General features: G+C 40.4%; 24 protein-coding genes and 1 pseudogene. 16 read left to right on the forward strand and 9 right to left on the reverse strand.

Translation table 11 applies throughout. The features are described from left to right. Positions 1-11: 11 nt before the first annotated feature. Positions 12-587, forward strand: a pseudogene (locus A4S05_RS19690) (N-acetylmuramoyl-L-alanine amidase); the annotation flags it as partial. Between the two features lie 313 nt (positions 588-900). Here the strand turns inward: A4S05_RS19690 and A4S05_RS19695 are convergent. Together A4S05_RS19695 and A4S05_RS19700 are read right to left on the reverse strand one after the other, a co-directional pair. Then, positions 901-1,173 carry a DUF3143 domain-containing protein gene (locus A4S05_RS19695; protein ID WP_069071493.1) on the reverse strand — a complete coding sequence of 91 codons (273 nt, stop codon included), beginning with the start codon at positions 1,171-1,173 and terminating at the stop codon, positions 901-903. Between the two features lie 56 nt (positions 1,174-1,229). Further along, on the reverse strand, positions 1,230-1,745 hold the full coding sequence (locus A4S05_RS19700; protein WP_069071494.1) for a J domain-containing protein: 516 nt from the start codon (positions 1,743-1,745) through the stop codon (positions 1,230-1,232). Between the two features lie 138 nt (positions 1,746-1,883). Here A4S05_RS19700 and A4S05_RS19705 point away from each other — a divergent pair, with 138 nt between their 5' ends. Continuing rightward, a complete protein-coding gene (locus tag A4S05_RS19705; protein ID WP_069071495.1) occupies positions 1,884-2,243 on the forward strand; it encodes a type II toxin-antitoxin system Phd/YefM family antitoxin in 360 nt (119 codons plus the stop codon). Then, a complete protein-coding gene (locus A4S05_RS19710; protein WP_069071496.1) occupies positions 2,240-2,539 on the forward strand; it encodes a type II toxin-antitoxin system RelE/ParE family toxin in 300 nt (99 codons plus the stop codon). Before A4S05_RS19705 ends, A4S05_RS19710 begins: the two co-directional genes overlap by 4 nt. A 175-nt stretch (positions 2,540-2,714) precedes the next feature. On the opposite strand, the gene A4S05_RS19715 is transcribed toward A4S05_RS19710, so the two are convergent. Together A4S05_RS19715 and dnaK are read right to left on the reverse strand one after the other, a co-directional pair. Continuing rightward, positions 2,715-3,713: a DnaJ C-terminal domain-containing protein gene (locus tag A4S05_RS19715; RefSeq protein ID WP_069071497.1), complete on the reverse strand. Its 999-nt coding sequence runs from the start codon at positions 3,711-3,713 to the stop codon at positions 2,715-2,717. A gap of 227 nt (positions 3,714-3,940) precedes the next feature. After that, a complete protein-coding gene (dnaK, locus tag A4S05_RS19720) occupies positions 3,941-6,037 on the reverse strand; it encodes a molecular chaperone DnaK (protein WP_069071498.1) in 2,097 nt (698 codons plus the stop codon). 316 nt (positions 6,038-6,353) lie between these two features. Between dnaK and A4S05_RS19725 the strand changes: the two genes are divergently transcribed. From A4S05_RS19725 to A4S05_RS19735, 3 genes are all read left to right on the forward strand, one after another. Continuing rightward, positions 6,354-7,202 carry a M28 family peptidase gene (locus A4S05_RS19725; protein WP_069071499.1) on the forward strand — a complete coding sequence of 283 codons (849 nt, stop codon included), beginning with the start codon at positions 6,354-6,356 and terminating at the stop codon, positions 7,200-7,202. A 124-nt stretch (positions 7,203-7,326) separates the two neighbouring features. After that, positions 7,327-8,775, forward strand: a complete 1,449-nt coding sequence (locus A4S05_RS43425) for a class I SAM-dependent methyltransferase (RefSeq protein WP_069071500.1) — start codon at positions 7,327-7,329, stop codon at positions 8,773-8,775. Positions 8,776-8,780: 5 nt separating this feature from the next. After that, positions 8,781-9,824: an XcyI family restriction endonuclease gene (locus tag A4S05_RS19735; RefSeq protein WP_176727049.1), complete on the forward strand. Its 1,044-nt coding sequence runs from the start codon at positions 8,781-8,783 to the stop codon at positions 9,822-9,824. 19 nt (positions 9,825-9,843) lie between these two features. Here the strand turns inward: A4S05_RS19735 and A4S05_RS19740 are convergent, their stop codons facing one another. After that, the gene (locus A4S05_RS19740; RefSeq protein ID WP_069071502.1) at positions 9,844-10,749 is read right to left on the reverse strand and encodes a bestrophin family protein; all 906 of its coding nucleotides are present in this window, start codon (positions 10,747-10,749) and stop codon (positions 9,844-9,846) included. A gap of 256 nt (positions 10,750-11,005) precedes the next feature. Beyond that, a complete protein-coding gene (locus A4S05_RS19745) occupies positions 11,006-11,422 on the reverse strand; it encodes a VOC family protein (protein WP_069071503.1) in 417 nt (138 codons plus the stop codon). 703 nt (positions 11,423-12,125) lie between these two features. On the opposite strand from A4S05_RS19745, the gene A4S05_RS19750 reads away from it, so the two are divergent. Both A4S05_RS19750 and A4S05_RS19755 read left to right on the forward strand, forming a co-directional pair. After that, positions 12,126-12,344: a hypothetical protein gene (locus tag A4S05_RS19750; RefSeq protein ID WP_069071504.1), complete on the forward strand. Its 219-nt coding sequence runs from the start codon at positions 12,126-12,128 to the stop codon at positions 12,342-12,344. Continuing rightward, complete coding sequence (locus A4S05_RS19755) at positions 12,334-12,696, forward strand: type II toxin-antitoxin system PemK/MazF family toxin (RefSeq protein WP_069071505.1); 363 nt, start codon at positions 12,334-12,336, stop codon at positions 12,694-12,696. The genes A4S05_RS19750 and A4S05_RS19755 overlap by 11 nt, the downstream gene beginning before the upstream one ends. A 335-nt stretch (positions 12,697-13,031) precedes the next feature. Here the strand turns inward: A4S05_RS19755 and A4S05_RS19760 are convergent, their stop codons facing one another. From A4S05_RS19760 to A4S05_RS19770, 3 genes are all read right to left on the reverse strand, one after another. Next, complete coding sequence (locus A4S05_RS19760; RefSeq protein ID WP_141699758.1) at positions 13,032-13,892, reverse strand: SIMPL domain-containing protein; 861 nt, start codon at positions 13,890-13,892, stop codon at positions 13,032-13,034. Between the two features lie 260 nt (positions 13,893-14,152). Then, on the reverse strand, positions 14,153-14,530 hold the full coding sequence (locus tag A4S05_RS19765) for a hypothetical protein (protein WP_176727050.1): 378 nt from the start codon (positions 14,528-14,530) through the stop codon (positions 14,153-14,155). Between the two features lie 531 nt (positions 14,531-15,061). Continuing rightward, the gene (locus A4S05_RS19770; RefSeq protein WP_069071508.1) at positions 15,062-16,132 is read right to left on the reverse strand and encodes an NAD(P)/FAD-dependent oxidoreductase; all 1,071 of its coding nucleotides are present in this window, start codon (positions 16,130-16,132) and stop codon (positions 15,062-15,064) included. Positions 16,133-16,260: 128 nt separating this feature from the next. Between A4S05_RS19770 and A4S05_RS19775 the strand changes: the two genes are divergently transcribed. The 8 genes from A4S05_RS19775 (at position 16,261) to A4S05_RS19810 (ending at position 24,297) form a co-directional block, all read left to right on the forward strand. Further along, the gene (locus tag A4S05_RS19775) at positions 16,261-17,103 is read left to right on the forward strand and encodes a YaaW family protein (RefSeq protein ID WP_069071509.1); all 843 of its coding nucleotides are present in this window, start codon (positions 16,261-16,263) and stop codon (positions 17,101-17,103) included. Then, on the forward strand, positions 17,085-18,467 hold the full coding sequence (locus A4S05_RS19780; protein ID WP_069071510.1) for an O-antigen ligase family protein: 1,383 nt from the start codon (positions 17,085-17,087) through the stop codon (positions 18,465-18,467). Before A4S05_RS19775 ends, A4S05_RS19780 begins: the two co-directional genes overlap by 19 nt. Positions 18,468-19,088: 621 nt before the next feature. Beyond that, positions 19,089-19,478 (forward strand): hypothetical protein, encoded by a 390-nt coding sequence (locus A4S05_RS19785; protein WP_069071511.1) that lies wholly within the window; start codon positions 19,089-19,091, stop codon positions 19,476-19,478. Between the two features lie 396 nt (positions 19,479-19,874). Next, a complete protein-coding gene (locus tag A4S05_RS19790; protein WP_069071512.1) occupies positions 19,875-20,396 on the forward strand; it encodes a Ycf51 family protein in 522 nt (173 codons plus the stop codon). A gap of 720 nt (positions 20,397-21,116) precedes the next feature. Beyond that, entirely contained in the window at positions 21,117-22,307 is a 1,191-nt protein-coding gene (locus tag A4S05_RS19795; RefSeq protein WP_069071513.1) for an iron-containing alcohol dehydrogenase family protein, read from the forward strand. After that, complete coding sequence (locus tag A4S05_RS19800; protein ID WP_069071514.1) at positions 22,304-23,536, forward strand: aspartate aminotransferase; 1,233 nt, start codon at positions 22,304-22,306, stop codon at positions 23,534-23,536. The genes A4S05_RS19795 and A4S05_RS19800 overlap by 4 nt, the downstream gene beginning before the upstream one ends. 84 nt (positions 23,537-23,620) lie before the next feature. After that, the gene (locus A4S05_RS19805) at positions 23,621-23,905 is read left to right on the forward strand and encodes a hypothetical protein (protein WP_069071515.1); all 285 of its coding nucleotides are present in this window, start codon (positions 23,621-23,623) and stop codon (positions 23,903-23,905) included. Beyond that, positions 23,902-24,297: a type II toxin-antitoxin system VapC family toxin gene (locus A4S05_RS19810; RefSeq protein WP_069071516.1), complete on the forward strand. Its 396-nt coding sequence runs from the start codon at positions 23,902-23,904 to the stop codon at positions 24,295-24,297. The genes A4S05_RS19805 and A4S05_RS19810 overlap by 4 nt, the downstream gene beginning before the upstream one ends. The last annotated feature ends 42 nt before the right edge of the window (positions 24,298-24,339 follow it).

The raw sequence follows: 24,339 nt of genomic DNA on the forward strand, positions 1-24,339 counted from the left end.
AAGTACAATTACAACCTTTATCTGGCATAAAGATTTTAGTTAACCCAGGACATGGAGGTCAAGAAACTGGCGCAGCTGGGCCAACAGGATATTTAGCTAAAGATGTCAGCCTGACAGTATCTAAGTTGCTGCGTGATGAACTGGTCTTAAGAGGCGCGTTAGTAGTGATGACGCGAGAAGATGACAGAGAAATAGCTTTGTCTGCTCGCCAAGCCATGATCGAGCAACAACAACCAGCGATCGCTCTCACTATACATTACACAGCAGTACCCGATGACGGAGATGCAGAGAATAGCAAAGGCATTAGAACTTTTTGGTATCATTCCCAAGCCCATAGCCTAGCCGTTTTTCTCCACAATTATCTAACTAACCACCTAGGACGTTCATCAATGGGGGTATTTTGGAATAACTTGGCGCTAACTCGTCCCTCTACAGCACCATCAGTGGTAATGGAACTGGGTTTTATGACCAACCCCGAAGAATTTGAATGGATAGCCAACGCCGATGAACAAAAAAAATTAGCGCGAGTCTTGGCAGATGGTGTTGTTGAGTGGTTTCAGGGTGCAATCACTATGCGATCTAAATAGCTCGATGCAAATAAATCAGAAGTCGGAAGTCAGAATTCAGAATTCAGAATTCAGAATTAGTCTAACCATAAAGGAATAGAGTTTTAAGGTGAGAATATTTTAATTTTTTTCGCCCACCATTCCACTTGCTTTTAACCAATATTCAGACGCGACTCGAAAATACTCGCTAAGGTGGACTCACACTCCGCAAGCTATCACCCACTCGTACACAATTCATACTGTTAGCGGATAGCTAAGGTTTAGCCCATTCTGACTCCTGAGTTCTGAATTCTTCTTACAAAGTTAATTGGAAAGGATCGTACTTAGCAATTCCTTATGGCCCAGAAAACACCGCTTGTTCTACATCATCTCGACTCAGAGAATACTTGAATGAACGTTGGATATCTTGCCCATTTTCCCCAGATTGGACATATCGCACTACGATTTGCTCAACGTCGAGCCATAGTTCAGCTTTCCAGCTAGGCCGCTGCACGTGCCAGCAATGTCTCTGTGTGTCATCTTGTTGACAGCCTTGGTCTTTTAGCCACTGCTCAATTTGTGGCAGGGGATGATTATATAGGGGAGTATCGGAGGGAAGAAGAGGCATAGGAATTTTAGATTTTGGATTTTGGATTTTGGATTAGGGAATTTTTTAATTTTTAATTATTTCAGATGAGTAGTTAGTTGCGACATATAAGTAATCTGCTGTTGTACAAACGCAGATGGTTGTAGCAAATGGGAATGGATAGCAGCCTCACCACGAGTTAAGGCAATGGCAACTGCTAATAATAGACAACCTACAAATGTTAACACCAGCATAAATAAGGCAAAGATTTCGCCAGATGATAAGGGGCGATCGCTCGCATCAAGGTATGCTGATTTTGAAAAATCATAGGAACGTGAGACGGGATGATTCAAATCAGGGGGTGGTTGAATCACTCCAAAGCGGGAATAGCCAATTTTTAGATCATAGCTTAACCGACGTTCTGGATGGCTAAGGGTGGCGTAGGCTTCGTTGATTTGCTGGAATTTGGGAGTGGCGATCGCAGTCGGCAAGTCTGTAGTATCAGGATGATAGAGTTTGCTCAGTTGCCGATAAGCGCGACGAATATCGATTACCGATGCCCAGGGATGCAGTCCTAGCAGGGAGTAATAAGTTGGTTCACTGCTTTGTGGCATTGCCCTGTTGTGATTCACGGCTGTTTGAGTCACTTTGCTCAAAGATATTTTTTATATTTTAAATCCTTTGTGAATTCGAGAAGACACAACAGGTCTAGCATCTGATAAAATATTTTATAAAGCATTTAATTAGATGCGATGCACATCAAAATTAATCTCGAAAATATTCAAACTCTTACCGACTTCAAGCGCAATGCCAAGGATTACGTAGAACGGATCAAGGCTACAAAGTCCCCGCTTGTACTAACTGTGAATGGTAAAGCTGAGGTTGTGGTACATGAAGCACAAGCGTTTCAGCAGATGATAGATCAACTTCAGCGCCTTGAAGAAGAACTGCAAAAATTTAAGCTAGAAGCGTTACGCAGTCAGATTGACATTGGTATTAAGCAACTTGAAAGCGGTCATTATACTGAATATAATGAGGAGTCAATTTCAGCTTTTTTTGCCAATATTAAAGGGCGAGTACAGCAAAATTCTGCTGATAGCGATTCTCTATGAATCGATTTCGGATTTCTACTCAAGCAGCGCGAGATATTGAGGATATATGGGAATATCTCGCGCCAAATAACTTAAAAGCTGCTGACACACTTTTTGATACTCTGCGAGAAAATTTTCCGAAACTGGTTAAATTTCCCCAAATGGGCAGACTACGAGGTGAGTTGGCTCCTTTTTTGCGAAGTTTCCCAGTGAAAAATTATTTAATTTTTTATCGTCCAATAGACGAAGGTATAGAAATTGTACGTATCTTGCATGGCTCACAAGATATAGAAACTATTTTTCAAGATGAAGACTGAAGTCCAAAATAATTACGAATTAGTCATTATTTTGGTCAATGGCTTTATATACAGATGATTTCAAGTTAGTAAAGTACACAAACTAAGTCTAAAAACTAGGTATAGAGCCTGTTTTACTCCTGAATTCTGACTCCTGAATTCTGACTCCTGAATTCTGAATTCTACTGTATTATCCCTAACGGATTAAATCAGCACGGGGTTTAAAGGTTTCAATTTGCCGTAACTTTTCGTAAAGTTCCCGTTCTTCTTGACTAATATTTCTCGGTGTAACTATTTGAATTTCTACTAATTGATCCCCACGTTTACCATCATCACTGGGATAGCCTTTATTACCTAGTCGAAATTTTTGACCAGACCTAACTCCGGGAGGGGTAGTCATTTTTACAGGGCCATCAAGAGTAGGTGCTTCTACCTGTCCTCCTAAAACTGCCTCGCTGGGAGTAACTGGTACTTGGCAGAGGATATTTGCACCTTCTAGTTTAAATAATGGATGAGGTTCAACGGTAATTTTTAAGTATAGATCGCCACCACCAACGCCTTGATTCCGCAAACGGATGGTTTGACCTGATACCATACCTGGAGGCATATTAACCTCTAGCGATCGTCCATCTTCTAAGCGAATGCGTTCATTACCACCTTGATAAGCTTTTTCTAATGGGAGTGTTAATCTGGCTTCTATATCCCGGCGGGTTGTGCGAGGTGGGGGGGTATTAACGGTATAGGCAACTTTTGTTCTGGGGGAACGAAATGGATCGCTATTGTTACCATTACTAGAATTACTGGCTCCACTCTTATTTTTGACGCCGATAACTTGATTAATAAAGCTTTCAAAATCGGAGAATTGGCTGGGATCTACGTCCTGATTGCCATTGCGATCGCTAGCGTTACTCTGCCAAGTTTTAGCCTTTGGCGTCTGTTTATTGCCCGCAAAGCCTTTTTGCTTCCAGTAGCGGCTAAACTGGTCGTACTGCGATCGCTTGGCTGAGTCTGAAAGGACTTCATAAGCCTCGCCAATATCCTTAAATTTTTCCTCAGATTCTTTGTTACCCGGATTGAGATCGGGGTGATATTGCCTTGCTAACCGCCGATAAACCTTTTTAATTTCCTCGCCAGAGGCATCTTTAGACACTCCTAAAATCTCGTAGTAATCGCGAAAGTTCGGCAAATTTTGCATAGTTCAGTTATTTAAATTTTAGATTTTAGATTTTAGATTTTGGATTAATCATGAGTTAGGAGTTAAGAGTTAGGAGTTGAAAGATTTAATTTTTAACTTCTACTCTTAACTCTTATCAGAAGTACTAATTAGGTAGACATAATTAAACATAAAATGCTAGCCAGTGAAATCATTTTCCTGAGCAGCTTTTACCTCCTGCCTCCTGCCTTCTGCCTCCTGCCTTCTAATTACAACCAATCACTGTCTTCTTCATCATCCCAGTTATCTTGGTAGCTAGGACGGGATTTGCTGCGTGGAGGACGGCTTTCATAAGAGGGAGAACGACTGTCTCGGTTATAGTCTCTGCCGTAATCTTTGCCGTAATCTTTGCCGTAATCTCTGCCATAGTCCTGACTGTATGAGTCGCGTTCCCGATATGTATCTCTGGGAAATTCGCGTTCTCGTTCCTTATCACCGCCAGTAAAGATGTCACGGATGGTACCAAACAAGTCGTCATCTTCATCTTCAGCATAAGTCTGGCGGACTTCCCGATTTAGCTCATAGAGAGCATCTTGTAAATCGGCGTAGGCTTGATCAATACCGCGATCGCTATTTTCCTTAAGACTCTCTTTTAAGTCTCGACAAATATTATCAATTCTTTGGCGGCGGCTGCGGGCAAATTGCATACCAAATTCTAAAGCTACTTCTCTAAGTTGCCGTTCTGCTTGGAAAATCAAGGCTTCAGAACGAGTCCGTTTTTCTACTCTTTCTTTGCGTTCGCGATCGACATCAGCGTATTTTTGAGCATCTTGAATCATCCGATTCACTTCCGACTCATTCAAGGTGGAAGCGCCTTGAATGGTGATACTCTGTTCTCGCCCAGTGGTTCTATCTAAGGCTGTTACCTGTAAAATACCGTTAGCATCAATATCAAATGACACCTGAACTTGGGGAATTCCTCGTGGCGCTGGCGGGATACCATACAGCTTGAAACGTCCTAAAGACTTATTGTTTGCTGCCATTTCCCGTTCGCCTTGGACTACGTGAATTTCCACAGTGTTTTGGTTATTTTCAGACGTAGAAAAAATGTCAGAACGCCGGACTGGTATGGTGGTGTTGCGGGGAATAAGTTTTTTCATTACGCCGCCGATGGTTTCCAATCCCATAGAAAGGGGTGTGACATCCAAAAGCAGGACATCTTTGAGTTCGCCGGCGAGAATTCCTGCTTGAATTGCTGCACCCACTCCCACGACTTCATCGGGGTTAACGTTTTCGTTCGGTTCCGTACCAATCAAGTCCCGCACTAGCTGCTTCACCATTGGCATCCGTGTAGAACCGCCAACTAAAACAACTTCTTCAATGTCTCTAGGCGAGAGTCCGGCATCTTTGAGCGCCCGTTTCACTGGTATCCGTAAGCGCCCCACCAAATCACCACATAAACCTTCAAACTGGGAACGCGTTAGACGAGTTTCCAGATGTTTGGGGCCATCTTCAGTGGCAGTAATAAAGGGTAAGTTAATATCGGTGACGCTAACAGCAGAAAGCTCAATTTTGGCTTTTTCCGCAGCTTCCATCAAACGTTGTAAAGCTTGGCGATCGCGTCTTAAGTCTACCTCTTCTGTTTCCAGAAATTGCTCTGCTAGCCAATCGACTATTATTTTGTCAAAGTCGTTACCACCTAGTTGCGTATCTCCACTGGTAGCCTTGACTTCAAATATCCCATCGCCTACTTCTAAAATTGACACGTCAAAGGTTCCACCACCCAAGTCAAAGACTAAAATGGTTTCCGTGTCACCCCGATCTAATCCATAAGCCAAAGATGCAGCAGTCGGTTCATTAAGAATTCGCAACACCTCTAAGCCAGCAATTCTGCCAGCATCACGGGTTGCTTGCCGTTGAGAATCGTTAAAATAGGCGGGTACTGTAATTACTGCCCCAGTCACGGGTTCACCCAAATAGCGGCTAGCATCGTCTGCCAATTTCTTCAGCACCATTGCCGAAATTTCTTCTGGGGCGAAATCTTTCTTGAGGCGGGGACAGGCAATTTTAATATTACCTACTTCGTCTTTGCGGATGGTGTAGGGTACACGCTTAGAATCTGGATTAAGTTCGCCATACTTCCGCCCAATGAAACGTTTAACTGCGAAAAAGGTGTTTTGTGGATTGAGGACGGTTTGTCGCCGTGCCATTTGCCCAACAACTCTTTCACCATCTTTGCTGAAGCCAACTACGGAGGGGGTTGTTCGCATTCCTTCTGCATTGGCAATCACCACCGGCTTGCCACCCTCCATAACGGCGACTACTGAGTTGGTTGTACCCAAGTCGATGCCGACTACCTTGCCCATGCGTTACTCTTCTCCTAAAGTGTCTTATACATTTATTATGATTGGGCGGAACTACCTTTAGCTTTGTGCTACAGGATGAAACACCTCAATGGTATGATAGTTATCATTAAGGCAGTGAGCTAAGAAGTGCAGCTAGAGGAGATAGTTGCAAGACTAGGATAGCATTGAGATGGTTGGTGTGCCCAAGCAGCCTCAATTCTTGTTATCCGCCTACTTCTGTTTACGGTATCTGCAAGTTGGGCAAATGCACCTTAATAATACTTGCTCTGCTTTTTTGAGTGCTTGAAAACTCTAATATTGTCAATAGTTTAAAGATTTGAATTTAACAGAGCGGTTACAAACTTCCCTGAGTGCGATCGCGCGAGAACGCGATCCTTACATGGCAACGGCTGGACATTTTTTTGTCCAAGAATACATCCGCCAGCAATTTTCCCAATGGGGGAGTGTGGAAATCCACACCTTTGAAGTCAGAGGTAAAGCTTGTAATAACTTGATATTAAATTTACCCTCCCAAACTAGAGGGCAAAAAAAGGATTTGTTACCAATTTTAATTGGCGCTCACTATGATGGCGTTCCGGGAACACCAGCGGCGGATGATAATGCTACAGGTGTGGCGGTGTTGCTGGAGTTAGCTAGAAAGTTTGCTGCTGAACCTGTTAGATATCCCTTAAGGCTGGTTGCTTTCGATATGGAAGAATATGGCTTACTGGGTAGCACTGACTACGCAGCCTTGTTGCATCAACAAAAGCAACAGCTACGCTTGATGATTTCCTTAGAAATGCTGGGTTATAAGGATTCTACACCTGGCTCCCAAAGTTACCCTCCTCCTCTGGAACGCTTCTACCCAGACAGAGGCGATTTTATTGCTTTAATTGGGAATTTGCGGACATTGCCTGACTTAATTGGTATGAGCCGTAATATTCGCAAAGCTGGCGTACCGAGTCAATGGCTACCCGTGCCGAATCGAGGTTTAATAGTTCCCCAAACCAGACTTAGTGATCATGCACCTTTCTGGGATTTGGGTTATCCGGCAATGATGGTGACAGATACGGCATTCTTGCGGAATCCACATTATCACAAAGCTAGTGATGCGATCGCTACTTTGGATTTAGATTTTCTTACTGGTGTATGCGAAGGGTTAGAAATTGCGATTCGGAGTCTATAAAAAAGTTAATAGAATGATGAACTGAGAAATAATAATTATATTTATTGAGGATAAATAAAAACTATAAAACAGCTAACAAGTATTAATATATTTATCAACAAAAGTTTAATACCTAAGTAATTTGATGCAACTTATATCCTCTTCAAATCAAAGAAATGAGCTTTACGAAAAATTTAAATTAAAGATTATTCATAATTCTTATTTAGATAGAACCTTAGTTAGTTATCAGGGTAATAAACAAACTCCATTTTCTTCTTGGTTCAAGTATAGAGAAGGATTTTCAGAACGTCTAGTCACCTATCTTCTTCAAACATTTAAGCCAAAACCAGGTGTACTGATAGATCCATTTTCAGGAGTTGGCTCATCTCTGTTTGCTGCAAGTGCATTGGGGTGGCAAACTACGGGAATTGAACTTTTACCTGTTGGGCTTTTTGCTACACAAGCTCGAATTATCGCTCAGAAAATAGATGTAGAATTATTAAATTTAGAAATTACAAAGTTCAAACAAATCAATTTTCAGGACTATTACGATCAATTTTCCGTATTTAATCATTTAGCAATAACCCGTGGAGCATTTTCTTCGATAAATGAAGAACAACTAATTGCTTACATATCTTATTGTAAGAATATTATTCCAAATAAAGATATAAATACTATATTTATATATGCTGCATTTTGTATTTTGGAGGATATTAGCTACACTAGAAAAGATGGACAATATCTGCGCTGGGATAATCGTTCAGGTCGCTCAAAGGGAAATGGTAAATTTAATAAAGGAGAAATTTTATCTTTTGAAGATGCAATTAATCGAAAACTAAAGCAAATTATATCAGATTTAAAAAGTAGTCTTGTCCAACTAAATTTATTTAGTGAGAATTTACTATTAGAATTGGCAACGACTAAATCTAGTATTGTCGAAAAGACAAAACCTAAACTTTATGAAGGTTCTTGTTTAGAAATTCTTCCAACTATCCAAGAGAATAGTGTTGATTTTGTCATTACGTCTCCACCCTATGTTAATAGATATGATTACACTCGCACGTATGCTCTTGAACTTGCATTTTTGGGATGTAGTGAAGAAAAAGTAAAGTCTTTACGTCAGCAAATGCTATCATGCACTGTAGAAAACCGTGGCAAATGTAATTACTTAGAACAATTTTATACTATTAGAAATAGACATCAGGATTTCTTAAAAATAGATTCTACCTTTAAAAACCAGGCTGCTTTACAAGAAGTACTAATAGTACTAGAAAATTACAAAAAACAAGGTAAATTAAATAATGATAATATTGTCAGAATGGTAGGTAACTACTTTTACGAAATGTGCTTTGTAATTTATGAATTAGCTCGTATTCTTAAATCTGGTGGTATAGTCGCAATGGTAAATGATAACGTCAGGTATGCTGGAGAAGAAGTTCCTGTAGACCTAATTTTATCAGATATAGCAGAGTCTTTTGGACTGAAAACGCGATATATTTGGACATTAGGAAGAGGTAAAGGAAATAGTAGCCAGCAAATGGGAAATCATGGGCGCACAGAACTACGTAAATGTGTTTATATTTGGGAAAAGTGAGTACTGTGCCATTAGATGAAACAAATCTCTTAACTGAGGCGCATCGTATAAACTATCGCTTGCGTTCAACCTTCTTTTATCGCAAGCTTAAAGAATATAAAACGCTCTCTTTGCCAAATAAAATTAATGCCTTGTTACCAGTTAATCATTTATATAGTTGGGCAAATTGGGCAGAATGGGGTATTGGAGAAGAAGCATTTACCTACATCAATGAACATCCTAATTTGCAGCTAATTCAGGTATTTTGCCATCCTAGGTTAATTCGAGAACACTCTTCAGTGTTAGCTTATTATCGTAATATTGCGGCGCTTTCTCAGAAAGCCGTTAAGTATTTAGCAGCAATTGATGTAAAGAGAATTGAACTTGATCAAGAAAATAAATATTTTCTAGGAGAAGATAAAGTCTTAGCTCTTTCTCGACTTTTTAATGAACATATATCGCTGATAATTGATAGTTCTATAGAAAGTTTGACTGAGGAAGAACTATATGGACTACTACTAGCCTCAACAGGGACACAAATAGACGGTTCTTGGCGTAATGCTATTGGGGAAGAAGCAGAAAAAGTTGTACAGCGACTTCTTATCAAAGAGGTTAAGGAACGCAATCTTCTTGCTGCTTTTATTCCTCGTCAGGGTACAAGAGTTGAAGTATATAATCCTGCCAGACTTGAAGAACAACTAGGAAATATTGAGGACTATCGCGGTGTAATGTTGGCTAATCAAACCTCTATACTTTTTTCTAGTGAGCCAGATATTTCACTTTTAAATAATCAGGGTAAAACAGTCGGTGTAATTGAGATAAAAGGAGGAACTGATCCTGCGGGAGCACTAGAACGTTACGGTGCTGCTAAAAAATCCTTTGAAGAAGTTTTTCGGAGGAACCCAAAGGTTAAATCTATTTTAATTGCCAGTTGTATCACTACTGAAGTACACACCCGTATTCAGAATGATCCAATAGTATCCACCTATTTTAACTTGACAGAAGTATTGAGCGAAGACTCAATACTATATGACCAGTTTATTCAAGAAGTATTTTCAATATTATATTAATTTGCAATGTCTACTTTAATCATATATTTTCTGTACGCGATCGCACATTGGGCGTCAAAGTAATTAAATCGTCAATATTGCGTTTCATTGTCTCGCAAATTGCATCTAATGGTAAATCGTTGGCGTCATAACCAAAGGGGTTTTCTATCTCCAAACCGATGGCTTCAATGCCAAACACAGTAAATCCAACCAAAGCAGAAATTAAACCTGTCCACCAACCGAGTTCTTCTACTATTTGAAATGGTAGCAAAAAGCAATATAGTATTAGCAATTGCTTCAAATGAAAAGCATAAGCAAGCGGCATAGGCGTTTTTAAAATACGTTCGCAAGCACCTAAGTTATCCACAAGATTATTCAACAATTCTTGCATAGATGTTAGCTGGTAGCTATTAATGCAATTACGATTATACTGTTCCTGTAAATAATCTCCTATCCAAAAAGCAACCTCTATAGGGGGATTATTCATAATTTTCAGTTTTATATACTTAGTAGATGGCATTAAGTCTTCTAACTCTTTATTGACAGCTTCTCCTCGCAAATGTAATTTAGTTGTTACGGCAAAAGCTGCCAATAACTTTAATGCCGTAATTTTATTGTCTTTATCTTCTAGTGATATTTCATCAACTGATACCCAAATTTGCCGAGCTAGATTTCGGACGTTATTTACTATAGAACCCCAGCATTTTCTCCCTTCCCAAAATCGCTCATAAGCCGTATTTGTACGAAATACAAGTAACAAACCTAAAACAATACTAGGAATAACACTTCCTAAAATAGGCTGGGATACAGGTTTTTTAAAATAGTAAAGCAGAGAAATTAAAAATCCGAAAGATCCACACCATAAAATATGTTTAAAAACTGCTTTCATTACTGAACCTTTAGGTTGTAATGCTGTACTTACCCACTTAATTTTTTCGGCTATCATTTAGTTACCTTAATAAAATATTGATTGAACTATATAGCAATTAGTCAGACATTATATAAAAGTCAAAAGCGACGCCTAGGCAGCAATTGTAAAGAAATGTACAGATTTCGCCGTGGCTGCATAAATCTCGCATTCCACCTTGATAAATCTATAGAAGAAAAGGTGCATACTTATCGATGATGGTCATATATCATTGTGTATCTTAGTAAATCAAAAATTTCTAACCTATATAAACCCTGCCCTGTAAATTAAACATCTAGACATAACTAAATAAGTTATGTCTTTTTTTGTCGTTAGTCTCGAAACGTTGAATTTCAATCAAATAACCATCAGGATCACGGAAAAAACAGTGATAAATGTTGTACTTTTCGTTTAGTGTAGGTGGTTTTTCAAATTCGATGCCACGTTCTTTGAGATATTCAAACCACTCATCCACCTGCTGTGTTACCACGGTAAAAATGACACTTGATTGCTTGTCGGCTGGAGGAGTCAATATTTCGCTTGCTTGACACAATCCTAAGTATCCAGAGCCACTAATAGTATAAATTCGACAGGTTCCTTGGTCAAGCCATAACTCCAAGCCCAGTTTTTGTTCGTAGAATTCTGTAGATATATTCAGGTTAGAGGTAGAAAAAAAGGTAACTTGTTGTTCGATTTGCGGATGAGTAGACATAAAACACATTTGAGTATATACCCTAACGACATTGGGCGATCGCAGATGTAAAAATTAATTGATGTTAGAAACCTGTTACTGCTCCAGAATGCCTTAAGGGCATCTGGAGTTTCTTTTTGGAATAAAATCCATGAAAATTTTCCCAATCATCCTGATATGGTAAAACATGGCTGAATAAGGATGCATACTGAATTATCTATATTTAACACGGGCATCACTTATTGATGTACCCTTCCTGCCAAACAACTCTCGCAAAACAGCCTCAGTTAATCTGGGGCTATTTTTTGTCCTGTACAGAGGTAAACGAGAATCTTCAAACACTTTTATCTGCATTTGAGTGTATACCCTGATGACGTAAGATTTTCTCAGGGTGAAAATTTGGTATAGGTAAATGCGTATCTTTCCTGACTCCAGATTTGTCACAAACATTTCTGGAGTTTTTTCATTACTGGAGTTTCAAATCAGAAATCTAGTCTAAATTCAAGTGAATATTTGATTTTGATTATGAACACGCATATTATAGTAATCCGATTTGATTTCTGAATCACTCGTAGAGGTAAGGAACTGGGGATTGGGGACTGGGGACTGGGAAGAAGGAATAAAGGTGTACTGAGTTTTTTTAAAAAATCAAATATGAGTCCTATATAGGTGTGCAGTAAAATAAATATAAATTAGGAATTTTTATAAAAATTACTGAGAAAGTATGGAAATCTCAAATTCTACTCCTCAGCGAGAAAACCCACAGCTACAAGCTTCGGAAACACTTGTACAAGCTAAGAGTATCAGCCGTCGAGAGTTTATGAAATTGTCATTAGAAGAACGGCGATGCATATTAGCAGCACAGGCTGAGTTAATGTTATTACATTACGAGCAAGATAGAGAATGGCAGGAGTTACAGACAGGAGACTTGATTGATTATTAGATATCCATCTCCTAAACGGGGTGATATTTGGCTTGCTAATTTTGATCCGACAGTGGGAGCAGAAATTAAAAAAATTCGTCCTGCTATAGTAGTAAGTTCTGATGGTGTTGGCAAGCTACCCATTAAGTTGATTGCACCAATCACAGACTGGAAAGAATATTATGCTAGCAATATTTGGCACGTTAAAATTGAACCAGATATTGCAAATAGTCTAACAAAAACTTCTGCTGTAGATATTTTGCAACTGCGCGGTATGGATATACAAAGATTTATCCGTAAAATTGGAGGATGTTCGAGTGAAATTATGGAGGAAGTTGCTGCTGCTATTGCTGCCGTAGTTGAGTATTATTAGTGATTTTTATAATTTGATACATATTTTTTTTGTTTTTCATAAATAAATTTAGTTGCTCTCAGACCCTTTGGCAGAGGGTAAAAAATATATTTTCTTCCTCCTGTCCTCTGCCTTTCTTCGGTAATCGCACCTATGGGTTATTGATCAATACAGTTCAGATAAGCCCAAAACATTAGTATAGACGGCGATTCATCGCGTTTTCAAAGACAAATTATCTACACCAGTAACCTTAACTAAACCGTATTGGGTTATTGATTAGACGCAGAAGAAAATAATTAAGCGATCGCACTCCTAATTTTGACGAAATAAAAGTGCGACACACTTAATATAAATGCTTATTTCGTTGTATATGTCACAAAAATATCCTTTTTCATCTCTACTTCTGCTGGAGCATCTGGATCATAAGCTGGTGATAATAAAAAACTAGCAAATGACGGTAAAGGAACTCCAGTTTTAGAACTACACGAGGGATATAATAATGTGTAAAATGGCTCGGCTACAGAAGGAATATCAAGTTTAACATTCATAGCACCTGCTAAAGCTTGAGCGCGGCTTTGAGCATCTTTCATCGCTGATTGATAAACTGAACTCTGCAAAGCTTGACAGTCATTGACTGCGTACTCAACGCCCACGCTCTTGACGGAAAGATTTTCAACTTCGCTCGTCGCCTTATTCGCTGTAGCAACAATTTCCTGGACGCGATCGCGTGTTGGTTTTTCCAGTCTCACCAATATTTTGGCGTTATTTTCACTGGAATTAGTGCTAATTTGTACTTGAATTTTATCAGCCCTAATTCCTTTGGCAACTAGACTATTAACTACAGGCTGGAGAGTTGCTTTCGTGAGGGATTTTGTGTTTGGTAAAGATTCTGCTGCTGTTTTGTAATTTAAGAGTAGAGTCCGTGAGGACAAGCGACGGGCTTCAGGGATGGCTGATGGTTGCGTTTCTAACTCATTATTGCTATCTCCGCTACTGAATACCAATTCAATATCGGCTGTATCTGCTGGCACTCTCACTACCCCTTGACCGATTACCATTAATGAATGGCGATCGCTTACTGGTGGATAAAATAATTGGGCATTAGTGACTTTGGGTGTTAATGCTCCCACCCCGACAGTCACAGTAATACTTACCAACATTAGAGCAGTTATTTTTCTCATATCCTGGGAATGTCCTTTGAACCTGGTAATTGTCAAAGTTTACACCTCAAGAGCAGGATACTTAAAGTAATTCGCAATGATGCTTTCTACGAGACGCTAAAAGCGAACGCGCTAACGCAATTACGTTTTGTGTTAGCGAGTCTGCGATCGTCTAGGGATTTAGCTTAGGCTTCAATTCGCGCTGCCCTTCAAAGGCTAGAACTTAAACATCCCAAAGTTCGTTAAAAAATATTGAGCTAATCCAACAGGCTTCGTGGGATTAGCTCAAAAATTCAAAATTTACTGCGAACTATTAACTAACCAAACCAGTGAGAGGGTTCACAAGCTGGTTGAACTGTTTCACAAACATGATGGCTAATCCAATCTGACTTTTCTTGAACGATTAAACAAATGCCTTGGTGAATCAAATTCTGTAAATGTAGTTGCTGTTCCAAAGGTTTACGAGGCAATTTGTAATAAGCCAAGCTTCCTTCTTCAGCATCCGCTAACGGAATCTGTCTATCAGACATCGCGGTGTAAAAGGAGGGAATACGATTGAGGACGAAAGCAATTAGCTCTTGGCGTAAGTCTGGAATCGCAAAGGCTTCTTGATATGGATGGTATGGATATGTATCTAAAACGCTTTCAATTTCTCCTACTATTGATTGTTGTGTTAAATTAACTACCGTTTTCATGATTCTTAAACTCCTTTTTTAATCCAGTCAATGATTGATGGAGAAAACAACTTTTTTAGATGGCAATGTCGTCATGATAATCATTTAAAACTGATTCAACTAATTGATGTGATAGACACCGAAACTAGCCTTTTATCTTAGTAGGACATTAGACATTTTCCTCTGCCTGTTTTAGTTAAAATTTATACTGTTTCACAGCATAAACTATTAAAGCAGCGTCCAATATCTGGTAAGTTTGCGACATTTTATATTTATAATCCTAATTATTTCAAATTTCTGCCAAAAAGGCAGAAATCTACATAAAACGCAGCATGAAGGCTAGGGGATCAAGATTAACGGCAATAAAACAACTTGAATTAGGAACAAGTTTTTAATGAAGTTAAGCTTTGTTGGTAATTTACATCACATTTTACGTTTGCTGCAAAATTTGCTGTTTCATCTAAAAAACTTATTTGTTGCACTTTGATTTAGGAAGTCATAAAAATAGCGACTCGCTAGAGTGCAAAATCAGTCTAGCGACAGATGAAGGGATCAGACAAAAACGTTTAGAAAGTTCACATTATCTAAAGGTAGATGACGCAACTGATGATTAATTTCATCAGCCGCAGCTAATCCAGAAAGCATCGCGCCTTCTACAAGATTGCCACCACACCAATCACCACAACAAACTAAAGGTAGGGAAGTTCCGGCAGACAAAAAAGCTTCATGCCAAGGATGGCTAGGAAAGGCATAACGCCAACGATGTACTTGCATCCATTCGGGAGTATTCAGCCAAGGGAGGGACAGAGATTCAGCTGCTTGTTGCAATATGATCTGTCCGACAGGTTGTAAATCTTGGGATTCTAGATGACGTTGGGCAAAATCAGCGCTACTTTGAACTACAAAATGTGGCTGCTGAGGGTTGGAACGCTTGCTACTGTCTAAGCCAATCCAGGCTAAATCGATATCATCCACAAAAGTTAGAGCTTTCCACTGAGGGAGGGGTTCGGATGTGGGAGGATATCCAGCGATCGCACTAATTGAGGGATAAAATTCTACAGAACGCAAGTTATCAAGGAAGACTGCATCAAGTACAGTTTCGCCCAAAGGTTCTAACAGCATCACAGCTTGAGGTGCAGGAATAGCTATAACTAAAGCTTTTGCAGATAATCCTTCGTTACTAGTACTAGATTCGAGAGTCAAACGCCAACCATTTTCGGGAGTTGGGGTAATAGCGATGACACGCTGATTCAGTAATATTTCTAAACCTGGGGCGAGGGATTTAGCGATCGCACTCATTCCCCCAGGCGCAACATATCGGGGACTGCGGTTTTTCGGTTCAGATAAAGGAGTACCTGCTGTGAGTTCGTAAACCTCCTCCGTCCAAACTTCTAGGATATGGCGCGATCGCAATATCTCCACAAAACGTCTAAATAATTCACCTTTTGGCTTCAGATAACAAGCCCCATGATCAGCGCAAGTTCCATGCAAACGCCGTGTAGCTAGTCTTCCTCCCAAGCCACGGGACTTTTCCACTACTACCACCGAATATCCAGCTTGACTTAACTGCTGGGCGCAAACTAAACCGGCGATTCCAGCACCAATTACTGCAATATCAGTCATGAGTCCATAGTCCTTTGTTATTTGTCCTTAGTCATTATTTATCAAATGACCAAGGACGAATAACAAAGGACAAAATAGCTAATAGTAGAATAAGGTACAGAAAGCTGCACGGAAGGGAGGATGGGAAATTGGATGAAATGAGGGCGGCGCTAGAGTTAGCGACTGAAGAGGAATTGCAAGACTTAACGGCAATTCTATTTAGTCGTAAGTTCAATCCCCTAGACTATGTACACACACCCGAACCCATCGAAGTGCAAAGCCAAGACCGCAAAGCTTGGTTAGACGCACTAGAAGGTCGCTTTCGCTTTTTGGCGGCAGATGGGATGACTGTATTACGGGGACGCACAGGCCAGGTAACTTACCGACAAGCTTTAGTTCAAGTATGTAAGTATCTAAAAATTCCCTATTCTAATCAGCTGGCAACTATTGATTTAGAAGCAGAAGTATTTTTACATCTGTTAGGACAGGTGTGGAAAAAATTGCCGGAGCAGGAAAAGCAAAAATTGACTGTACAGGTACAGCGTCAGCTGCTCAAATCAGAACTCAAACAACCGCTACCACTTTTATTGCAACGTGACCCTTTGGGGTTACTTTTCAAAGGCGGTAGTGCGATCGCAGTTACTTCTCTTCTCCAGCCACTTGTACTGAAGCAAATTGCCCGTCAATTTGCCATCCACTTTGCTACTTATGAAGTAGCAAAACAAGCTGCGATTAAAGGCTCAGAAGTAGCTACAAAACAATTTCAAAGCTATGTAGCTATGCAAATGGCGCAACGGGGTATGACAGTAAGTGCAGCTCGTTATGGAGCAGCCCGCACTATGTTTGCCGTAATTGGGCCAATGATGTGGACTTGGTTTGTTGCAGATTTAGGGTGGAGAGCGATCGCCACTAACTATGGTCGAATCATCCCTACTATTTTCACCTTAGCTCAAATTCGCCTCACTCGTGAAGAATGTTGGGAGCCAGCTTGAACAAGGTTTTTGACTATTTCAAATCTCGTTGGCAATATTCTTGGAACTACTCTCTATGGGCACTATTCATCTTCCCATTGAGTCCCTTAGTGGGGGCTGTGACTATAGGACTTGTATCATTAATAACTTGGCTGAAACAAGCCCGCAAAATTAGTCGCCGCCCCTTAAACTGGGGATTTGCTCTTTTGAGTGTATTGCTGATCGTGAGTGCTGGGTTTGCCCAAGACAAGACAACAGCTTTCCTCGGCTTATTTAATTTATTACCATTCTTTTTACTTTTCGCCGCCCATAGCGTTTTGATTCAAACATTTGCCCAATTGCGGCAAATGGCTTGGATTTTGGTGATCGGTTCCATGCCAGTGATAATTATCGGCTTGGGACAGTTATTTTTAGGCTGGAGTTTGAAATTCGAGATTTTGTGGATTGTCTTAGCTTGGACAATCAGACCAGGAGGAAATCCGCCAGGTCGCATCGCTTCACTTTTCTTGCACGCTAACACCTTCGCAGCTTATCTAGCAATAATTTTCATCCTTGCTCTAGGGTTGTGGCTAGAACAATGGGCATGGGGCATGGGGCATTGGGCATGGGGCATAGAGAAGAGACAAAGGAGAGACTTATTCAATAATTCTCCCTCATCCCCCACTCCCCGTTCCCCACTCCCCTTTATCTTCTTAACCATTGCGGTGATTATAAATTTTATTGCCTTGATTTTCACCAACTCGCGTAATGGGTGGGCGATCGCAATTTTTGCCTGTTTAGCTTATGCACTTTACCAAGGTTGGCGCATTCTTGTGGGTGGTGTTGCTGCGATCGTTTCTAGTGTGCTTTTGGCAGCTTTTGCTCCCTTACCAGTCGCTCAAATTTTTCGCCGGGTAGTTCCTGCATTCTTTTGGGCAAGGTTAAATGACGATATGTATCCAGATAGACCAGTTGCTTTAATGCGAAAAACTCAGTGGGAGTTTGCCTGGTCTTTAGCCCAACAACATCCTTGGACTGGCTGGGGATTACGCAGTTTTAGTGACCTCTACAAAGCAAAGATGCAGATTCCTTTGGGTCATCCCCATAACTTGTTTTTGATGTTATCTGCTGAAACTGGTTTTCCAAGTGCTTTTTTATTTTGTGGTTTACTCGCTTGGATTTTGATTACAGGTATTCAATTACTGCAAAATTCAAAATATATAAATACAAAGGACAGATTAATATTTTTCAGTTATCTTCTAGCTTTTGTTGGCTGGATTTTATTGAATATGGTAGATGTAACTCTCTTCGATTTCCGTTTAAATGCACTTTCATGGTTAATTTTGGCTGCCATTTGTGGAGTAGTACATCATTGTCATGAGCAAGAAAGGCTTGCATCTCGTTAAAATTAGTTAGTAAATGACGAACAGTAAGTATTTACATCTTGAAGAAGAATTCAGGAGTCAGAATTCAGGAGTCAGAATAAATCAGTCGGGGATTCAGACTGGCGCAGGAATTGTTGCATCACCAAATTTTCAATTCGTGGGGGTGCAAAAACGCCGATTATTCAGACGCTCCTGCGTCGCTAACGCTGCGAAGCACCGCCAGTCATACAGAATTCATTCTGTTAGCGTTAGCAGGGCGTTTAGCCCATTCTGACTCCTGAATTATGTTCGATAAAAAGCTAATTCATCTAAATATTAAAGGATCAAACGATGTCTAGCACGGGCTATGCCTGAGCAGACATAATAACTTACTATAAGTAATGATTAGTTTTCAGTGTATGCACTGGGGACATTTAGAGTTTTAAGTTAATAAGATTACTATATTCACGTCTGTGACTGTGAGTGTGACTAATACCTAATTAGTCACTGTTGCTGATTGTTGGGAAGGTGTAGGGAAAACCCTTTGGGGTTTTCCTGCATGACGGGCATCTCTTGTAGATGCCCTTTTGTATATTTATTATTTTTCTCAGTTAAACATAATTTAAATAAATATTTAGCTTCATAAAAAACCGCAATTTATTCATGAAATTATCCTTACAAGGCTTTGTATTTTTAACTTCTTCATTAGGATTATCTACAATAAGTTTTGCTTTTACTCCACCTGCTAAAGCAGCAATTGAGTGTGAAGCAGGAAATATAATTTATTATCCCAATGGTTCACTGTTAACTTGTATACTTAAGCAAAATATGACTGTACAAGTTTCCAGTTCTCTTTCGGGGATATCTAATTTTCCCTGCCGAGGAAAAAGTTATATATCTTTCGATGAAAAAGGACAATTTCACACTTGTGAGCTTGCCGATGACATCCAAATCACCACAGGTAATTCATTTGAAATATGTTCGGCAGAATATAGGATATATGTTTCAACTTCAGATGATGGAAATAAATCTATTATTTGTCGGCAATACTAAATAATTCGTAATTCGTAATTCGTAATTTTTAATGACGCTCGCGGACTCGCTAACGTAATTTGTAATCAGTGGTTGCTATGAAACCTCCACGGTCTTGTTGATCACTAAAATATTTATTGAACGGAATTCAGGAGTCAGAATGGGCTAGACGCCCCGCTACCGCTAACAGAATGAATTATGTACGACTGGCGGTGCTTCATAGCGTTAGCGAGTTGTCGAGCGTCACGAGTGTCGCGTCTTGATTCTGACTCCTGAATTCTGACTTCTGAATTCTTATTCAACACTTTTTCTAATACAATCGCATCAAGCGATGGTTACGATAACCCTTATGGTGTAAGCTCTCCGGTAAAATGGGTGTGTCGGTAACGAAAAAAAGACGCATCCATAACCAACCTTATGCTCACAACAGCTAACTTTCTTCAGTACACCCAATGGTCAGGTATAGCTACCTTGGTATTTGCTGCCTTAACAGTTTTGGCTTTTATTCTCAAATGGGGCATCCGCTTTCGACTGGTGGGTACGACTGGCTTTATGCTGGTGCTGACTGGTGGTTTATTTGCACTCTCAATAGTTCCCTTGAGTCGGACTGTGATTCCAGGAGCAGCCAGGTATACTTTAGTTTATGACAATGGGTCAACCCAAGCAGTGATTGCTACATCAACTCAAATTACACCCACACAATTAGAAGCAACTTTACGTCAAGCAGCTAGTAATTTGTTTTCTTATGGTCGTTCAGGTACACGGGAAGACGACAAGTTGACAGTTCGCGCTCGTACCATTATCCACCCGGAACCAGGGACTTCTGTACCAGTTTACTTGGGTGAGGCCAAGCGATCGCTCGTTTCTCATCAAAATTCTCCAGTAACAGTCAAAATTTACACAGACAATTTCGCCAAATTGCCAAAACCTACTGCTTAAGAGGCAGAGGAGTAAAGAAGGGAATAGAGTACAGGTTATAGGGTACAGATTATTCCCTATAACCTCTCAACTGTCACCTCTTCCCTAATCCCAATCCCAGAAAACAAAATTTATTTACCTGTTATCAGGATGACAAAATATATTTTGTATTTACTGATACATTAATAGTTATATTTAGATTAAGATATTCACACTTTAGTGGTTACACTGTGATAAAAAGTTAATCGGCGTGCGGGTAATGGGTACTGACAGTTGTGATTTGTCAGTTGTTGTCCTAATTACAATTGTTGCCATTTTCACAAGTCTTTGCAGCAAGGGAATCAGTTGTAGGGGCGTATAGTTGCACACCCCTAAGTATGTATCTGTAGCTAAGGATTGCATGAAATTGCATGAAATAGCATGAACGCCATGAACGCCTACACATTATCGATTCTCAATTGCTTTTCTTGAGAATCTGACAATGGTAATGTTAATTAGTTATACGGTTATTCAAAACTTTGATAGTTCGGAATTTCAGGTCAATGGGCATTATAGATTCAAGCAACGTCGTCAAACTACTCAATCAGTCGGCTATAGGCTTTGTCTATTTCATTGCTTGGCTCAAATCCAGATGAGTCGGCTGTAAGGTTGGAGCCATTCCAAAACCCGCTTGGCAACAAGTATCCTTGATCACTAGTCTATTTGATTAAGAAATATCAAAGTTTTGGCAAACTAGATTATATGCACAATAATTTTATTACTCAACCTTCTTTGTCTACTCAAAACTCTAGTTCATTATTGACGCTCACAGTTGCCCCAGCAAAAGTAATTCGTGGTTCTGGGGTGTTGCAAGCAGGCGCAGCAGAAATCGCCTGTTTGGGAAGTCGCCCCTTAGTTGTGACAGGTGATTCTACTCTTGCCATTAGCCAACAAAATTTGCAACCAGTTTTAGAAAGACAACAGTTACAAACTGTCCAAGCTACTTATGGTGCAGATTGCTGTGAAGCTAGCCTGAAGTCTTTACAAAAGGCGGCAAAAGAACACACAGCTGATGTGATTATTGGTTTTGGTGGGGGCAAAGCCCTAGATACAGCGAAATTACTCGCGCAGCAGTTACAGTTGCCTGTGGTGACAATTCCGACATCAGGGGCTACTTGTGCAGCTTGGAGTGCCTTATCGAATGTTTATTCCGAAGATGGGGCGTTTCTCTACGATGTGGGGCTATCTCGTTGTCCCGATTTATTGATACTCGATTATGACTTGATTAAAACTGCACCACAACGGACTTTAGTAGCTGGAATTGGTGATGCGATCGCTAAATGGTACGAAGCTTCAGTTAGTAGTGGACACTTGCAAGACACTTTAATTATTGCTGCGGTGCAACAAGCACGAGTTTTGCGAGATATCCTTTTGCAAAAGTCAGTCACCGCCCTGAAAGAACCAGGTAGTGAAATTTGGCGAGAAGTGGTAGACGCCAGTGTTTTACTCGCTGGAGTAGTTGGTGGACTTGGAGGGGCGCAGTGTCGCACAGTAGCCGCCCATGCAGTGCATAATGGTTTAACGCACATTTCAGGACATGGCAGTATTCATGGCGAAAAAGTTGCTTTTGGAATTTTGGTGCAACTGCGTTTAGAAGAAATGCTACAAGGCAATCAACTAGCAGCATCATCACGACAACAGTTGTTAAAGTTCTACACAGAAATTGGACTACCCCAAAAATTGAGTGATTTGGGATTGGGCAATATTACATTAGGCGAGTTGCAAACGGCCGCTGAAATTGCTCTAGTTCCTAATTCTGACATCCATCGACTACCGTTTAAAGTCGCGCCAGAACAGTTGATGGCGGCAATGGTTTCTACTACTGCACCTATAGATAGTAGAGACACTACGAATCGAGTTTCGCCCAAGGGAATGAGTGACGAGGTTTTATGAGTTTAAATTGGATTGTCCCAGCAGAACGCATACAAAAACTACCACCTTATGTATTTGCCCGTTTAGATGAACTGAAAGCTAAAGCACGGGAACAAGGGTTGGATTTAATTGATTTGGGCATGGGAAACCCCGATGGTGCAACGCCAGCACCAGTTGTAGAAGCGGCGATCGCAGCCTTGCAAGATCCTGCAAATCACGGTTATCCGCCTTTTGAAGGGACTGCTAGTTTTCGCCGTGCGATTACCAACTGGTATCATCGCCGTTATGGTGTGGTTCTCGATCCTGATAGTGAAGCCTTACCACTGCTTGGTTCTAAAGAAGGATTAACCCATTTAGCGATCGCTTACGTTAACCCTGGCGATTTAGTTCTGGTTCCTTCCCCAGCTTATCCTGCACATTTTCGGGGCCCAGCGATCGCTGGTGGGAAAATCCACAGCTTGATTCTGAAACCCGAAAATGACTGGTTAATTGATTTAGCCGCCATTCCTGATGAAGTTGCACGACAAGCTAAAATTCTCTATTTCAACTATCCCAGCAATCCCACCGCCGCCACCGCCCCCCGCGAATTCTTTGAAGAAATCGTCGCCTTCGCCCGCAAATATGAAATTTTGCTGGTGCATGATTTGTGTTACGCCGAGTTAGCTTTTGATGGTTATCAACCCACTAGCCTGTTAGAAATTCCCGGTGCGAAAGAAATTGGTGTGGAATTTCACACCTTATCTAAAACCTACAATATGGCTGGTTGGCGCGTTGGTTTTGTCGTGGGTAATCGCCATGTAATTCAAGGTTTACGGACACTGAAAACTAACTTAGATTACGGCATTTTTTCCGCCTTGCAAAAAGCCGCCGAAACCGCTTTGCAACTACCAGATGTCTATTTGCACGAAGTACAACAACGCTACCGTACCCGCCGCGATTTTATCATTGACGGATTAGGAGAGTTGGGTTGGGAGATTCCCAAAACTAAGGCGACAATGTATCTTTGGGTGAAATGTCCCGTTGGTATGGGTTCCACAGATTTTGCCTTGAATGTGTTGCAACAAACTGGTGTTGTTCTGACTCCAGGTAATGCCTTTGGGGTTGCAGGTGAGGGTTATGTAAGGATCAGTTTGATTGCAGATTGCGATCGCTTGGGTGAAGTTTTACATCGCTTCAAGCAAGCCGGCATCCGCTATCAACCTGAAGCTGTAGCCTCTGCTTCAGGAGCGATCGCCGATCTCGTTAGTTGATTAGAGGAAGGAAACCCAACATTATATGACTAAACTTTTTGCTGATGATGCTTGATATCATGTAAAAAGTAGATAGGGTGAAAAATGATTGGTACTAATATTTACATCAGTCAAGAAACTCAAGAATCTTTAATTAAAGCTGCTGCTTTAAAAGAAATGTCTGTTGAAGAATTAGCTTCTTCTATTTTGAGGGAAAGTATTCAAGAAAAGTTTGGGCAAATTAGCTATTCTTCTGAGAATCAAGGCAAATTTGCCATTAATCCTCTTGTAAAAATGCAACCCTATGCTTATTTGGCAGATCCAAATGAACCTGTTATTTCTCCTGATGATTGGGAAATGAATCAGAATTTGGAAGTGAATGATTTGTGATCGTTCTTGATACTCATATTTGGGTTTGGTGGAATCACAATGATTCCAAGTTGACTTCTCTCCACCGTGAAGCAATAAATAGGGAAAGAACTCATGGTTTAGGTGTTTGCTCCATCAGTTTGTTAGAGATTAGCAGACTTGTTACCCAAAAGAAGTTAATTCTTCCCTGTTCGATTCAAGAATGGTTCGATATTGCTTTGGCACAAGAGGGAGTAATTCTTCTATCAATTACTCCCCAAATTCCCATTGATTCGTACTCACTTCCAGGAAATTTTCATAAAGATCCAGCCGATAGAATTATAGTTTCAACAGCAAGAATGTATGATGTTCCTTTGGTGAGTGTAGATGAAAAAATACTTGCCTATTCTGATGTAAAAAGAATTATGCCCTGATGTTAACTGCGATCGCCCAATTTTATATCTTAATAGGGACTT

The sequence above is a fragment of the Nostoc sp. KVJ20 genome, from assembly GCF_001712795.1.
In the GTDB taxonomy this organism is placed as follows: Bacteria; Cyanobacteriota; Cyanobacteriia; order Cyanobacteriales; family Nostocaceae; genus Nostoc.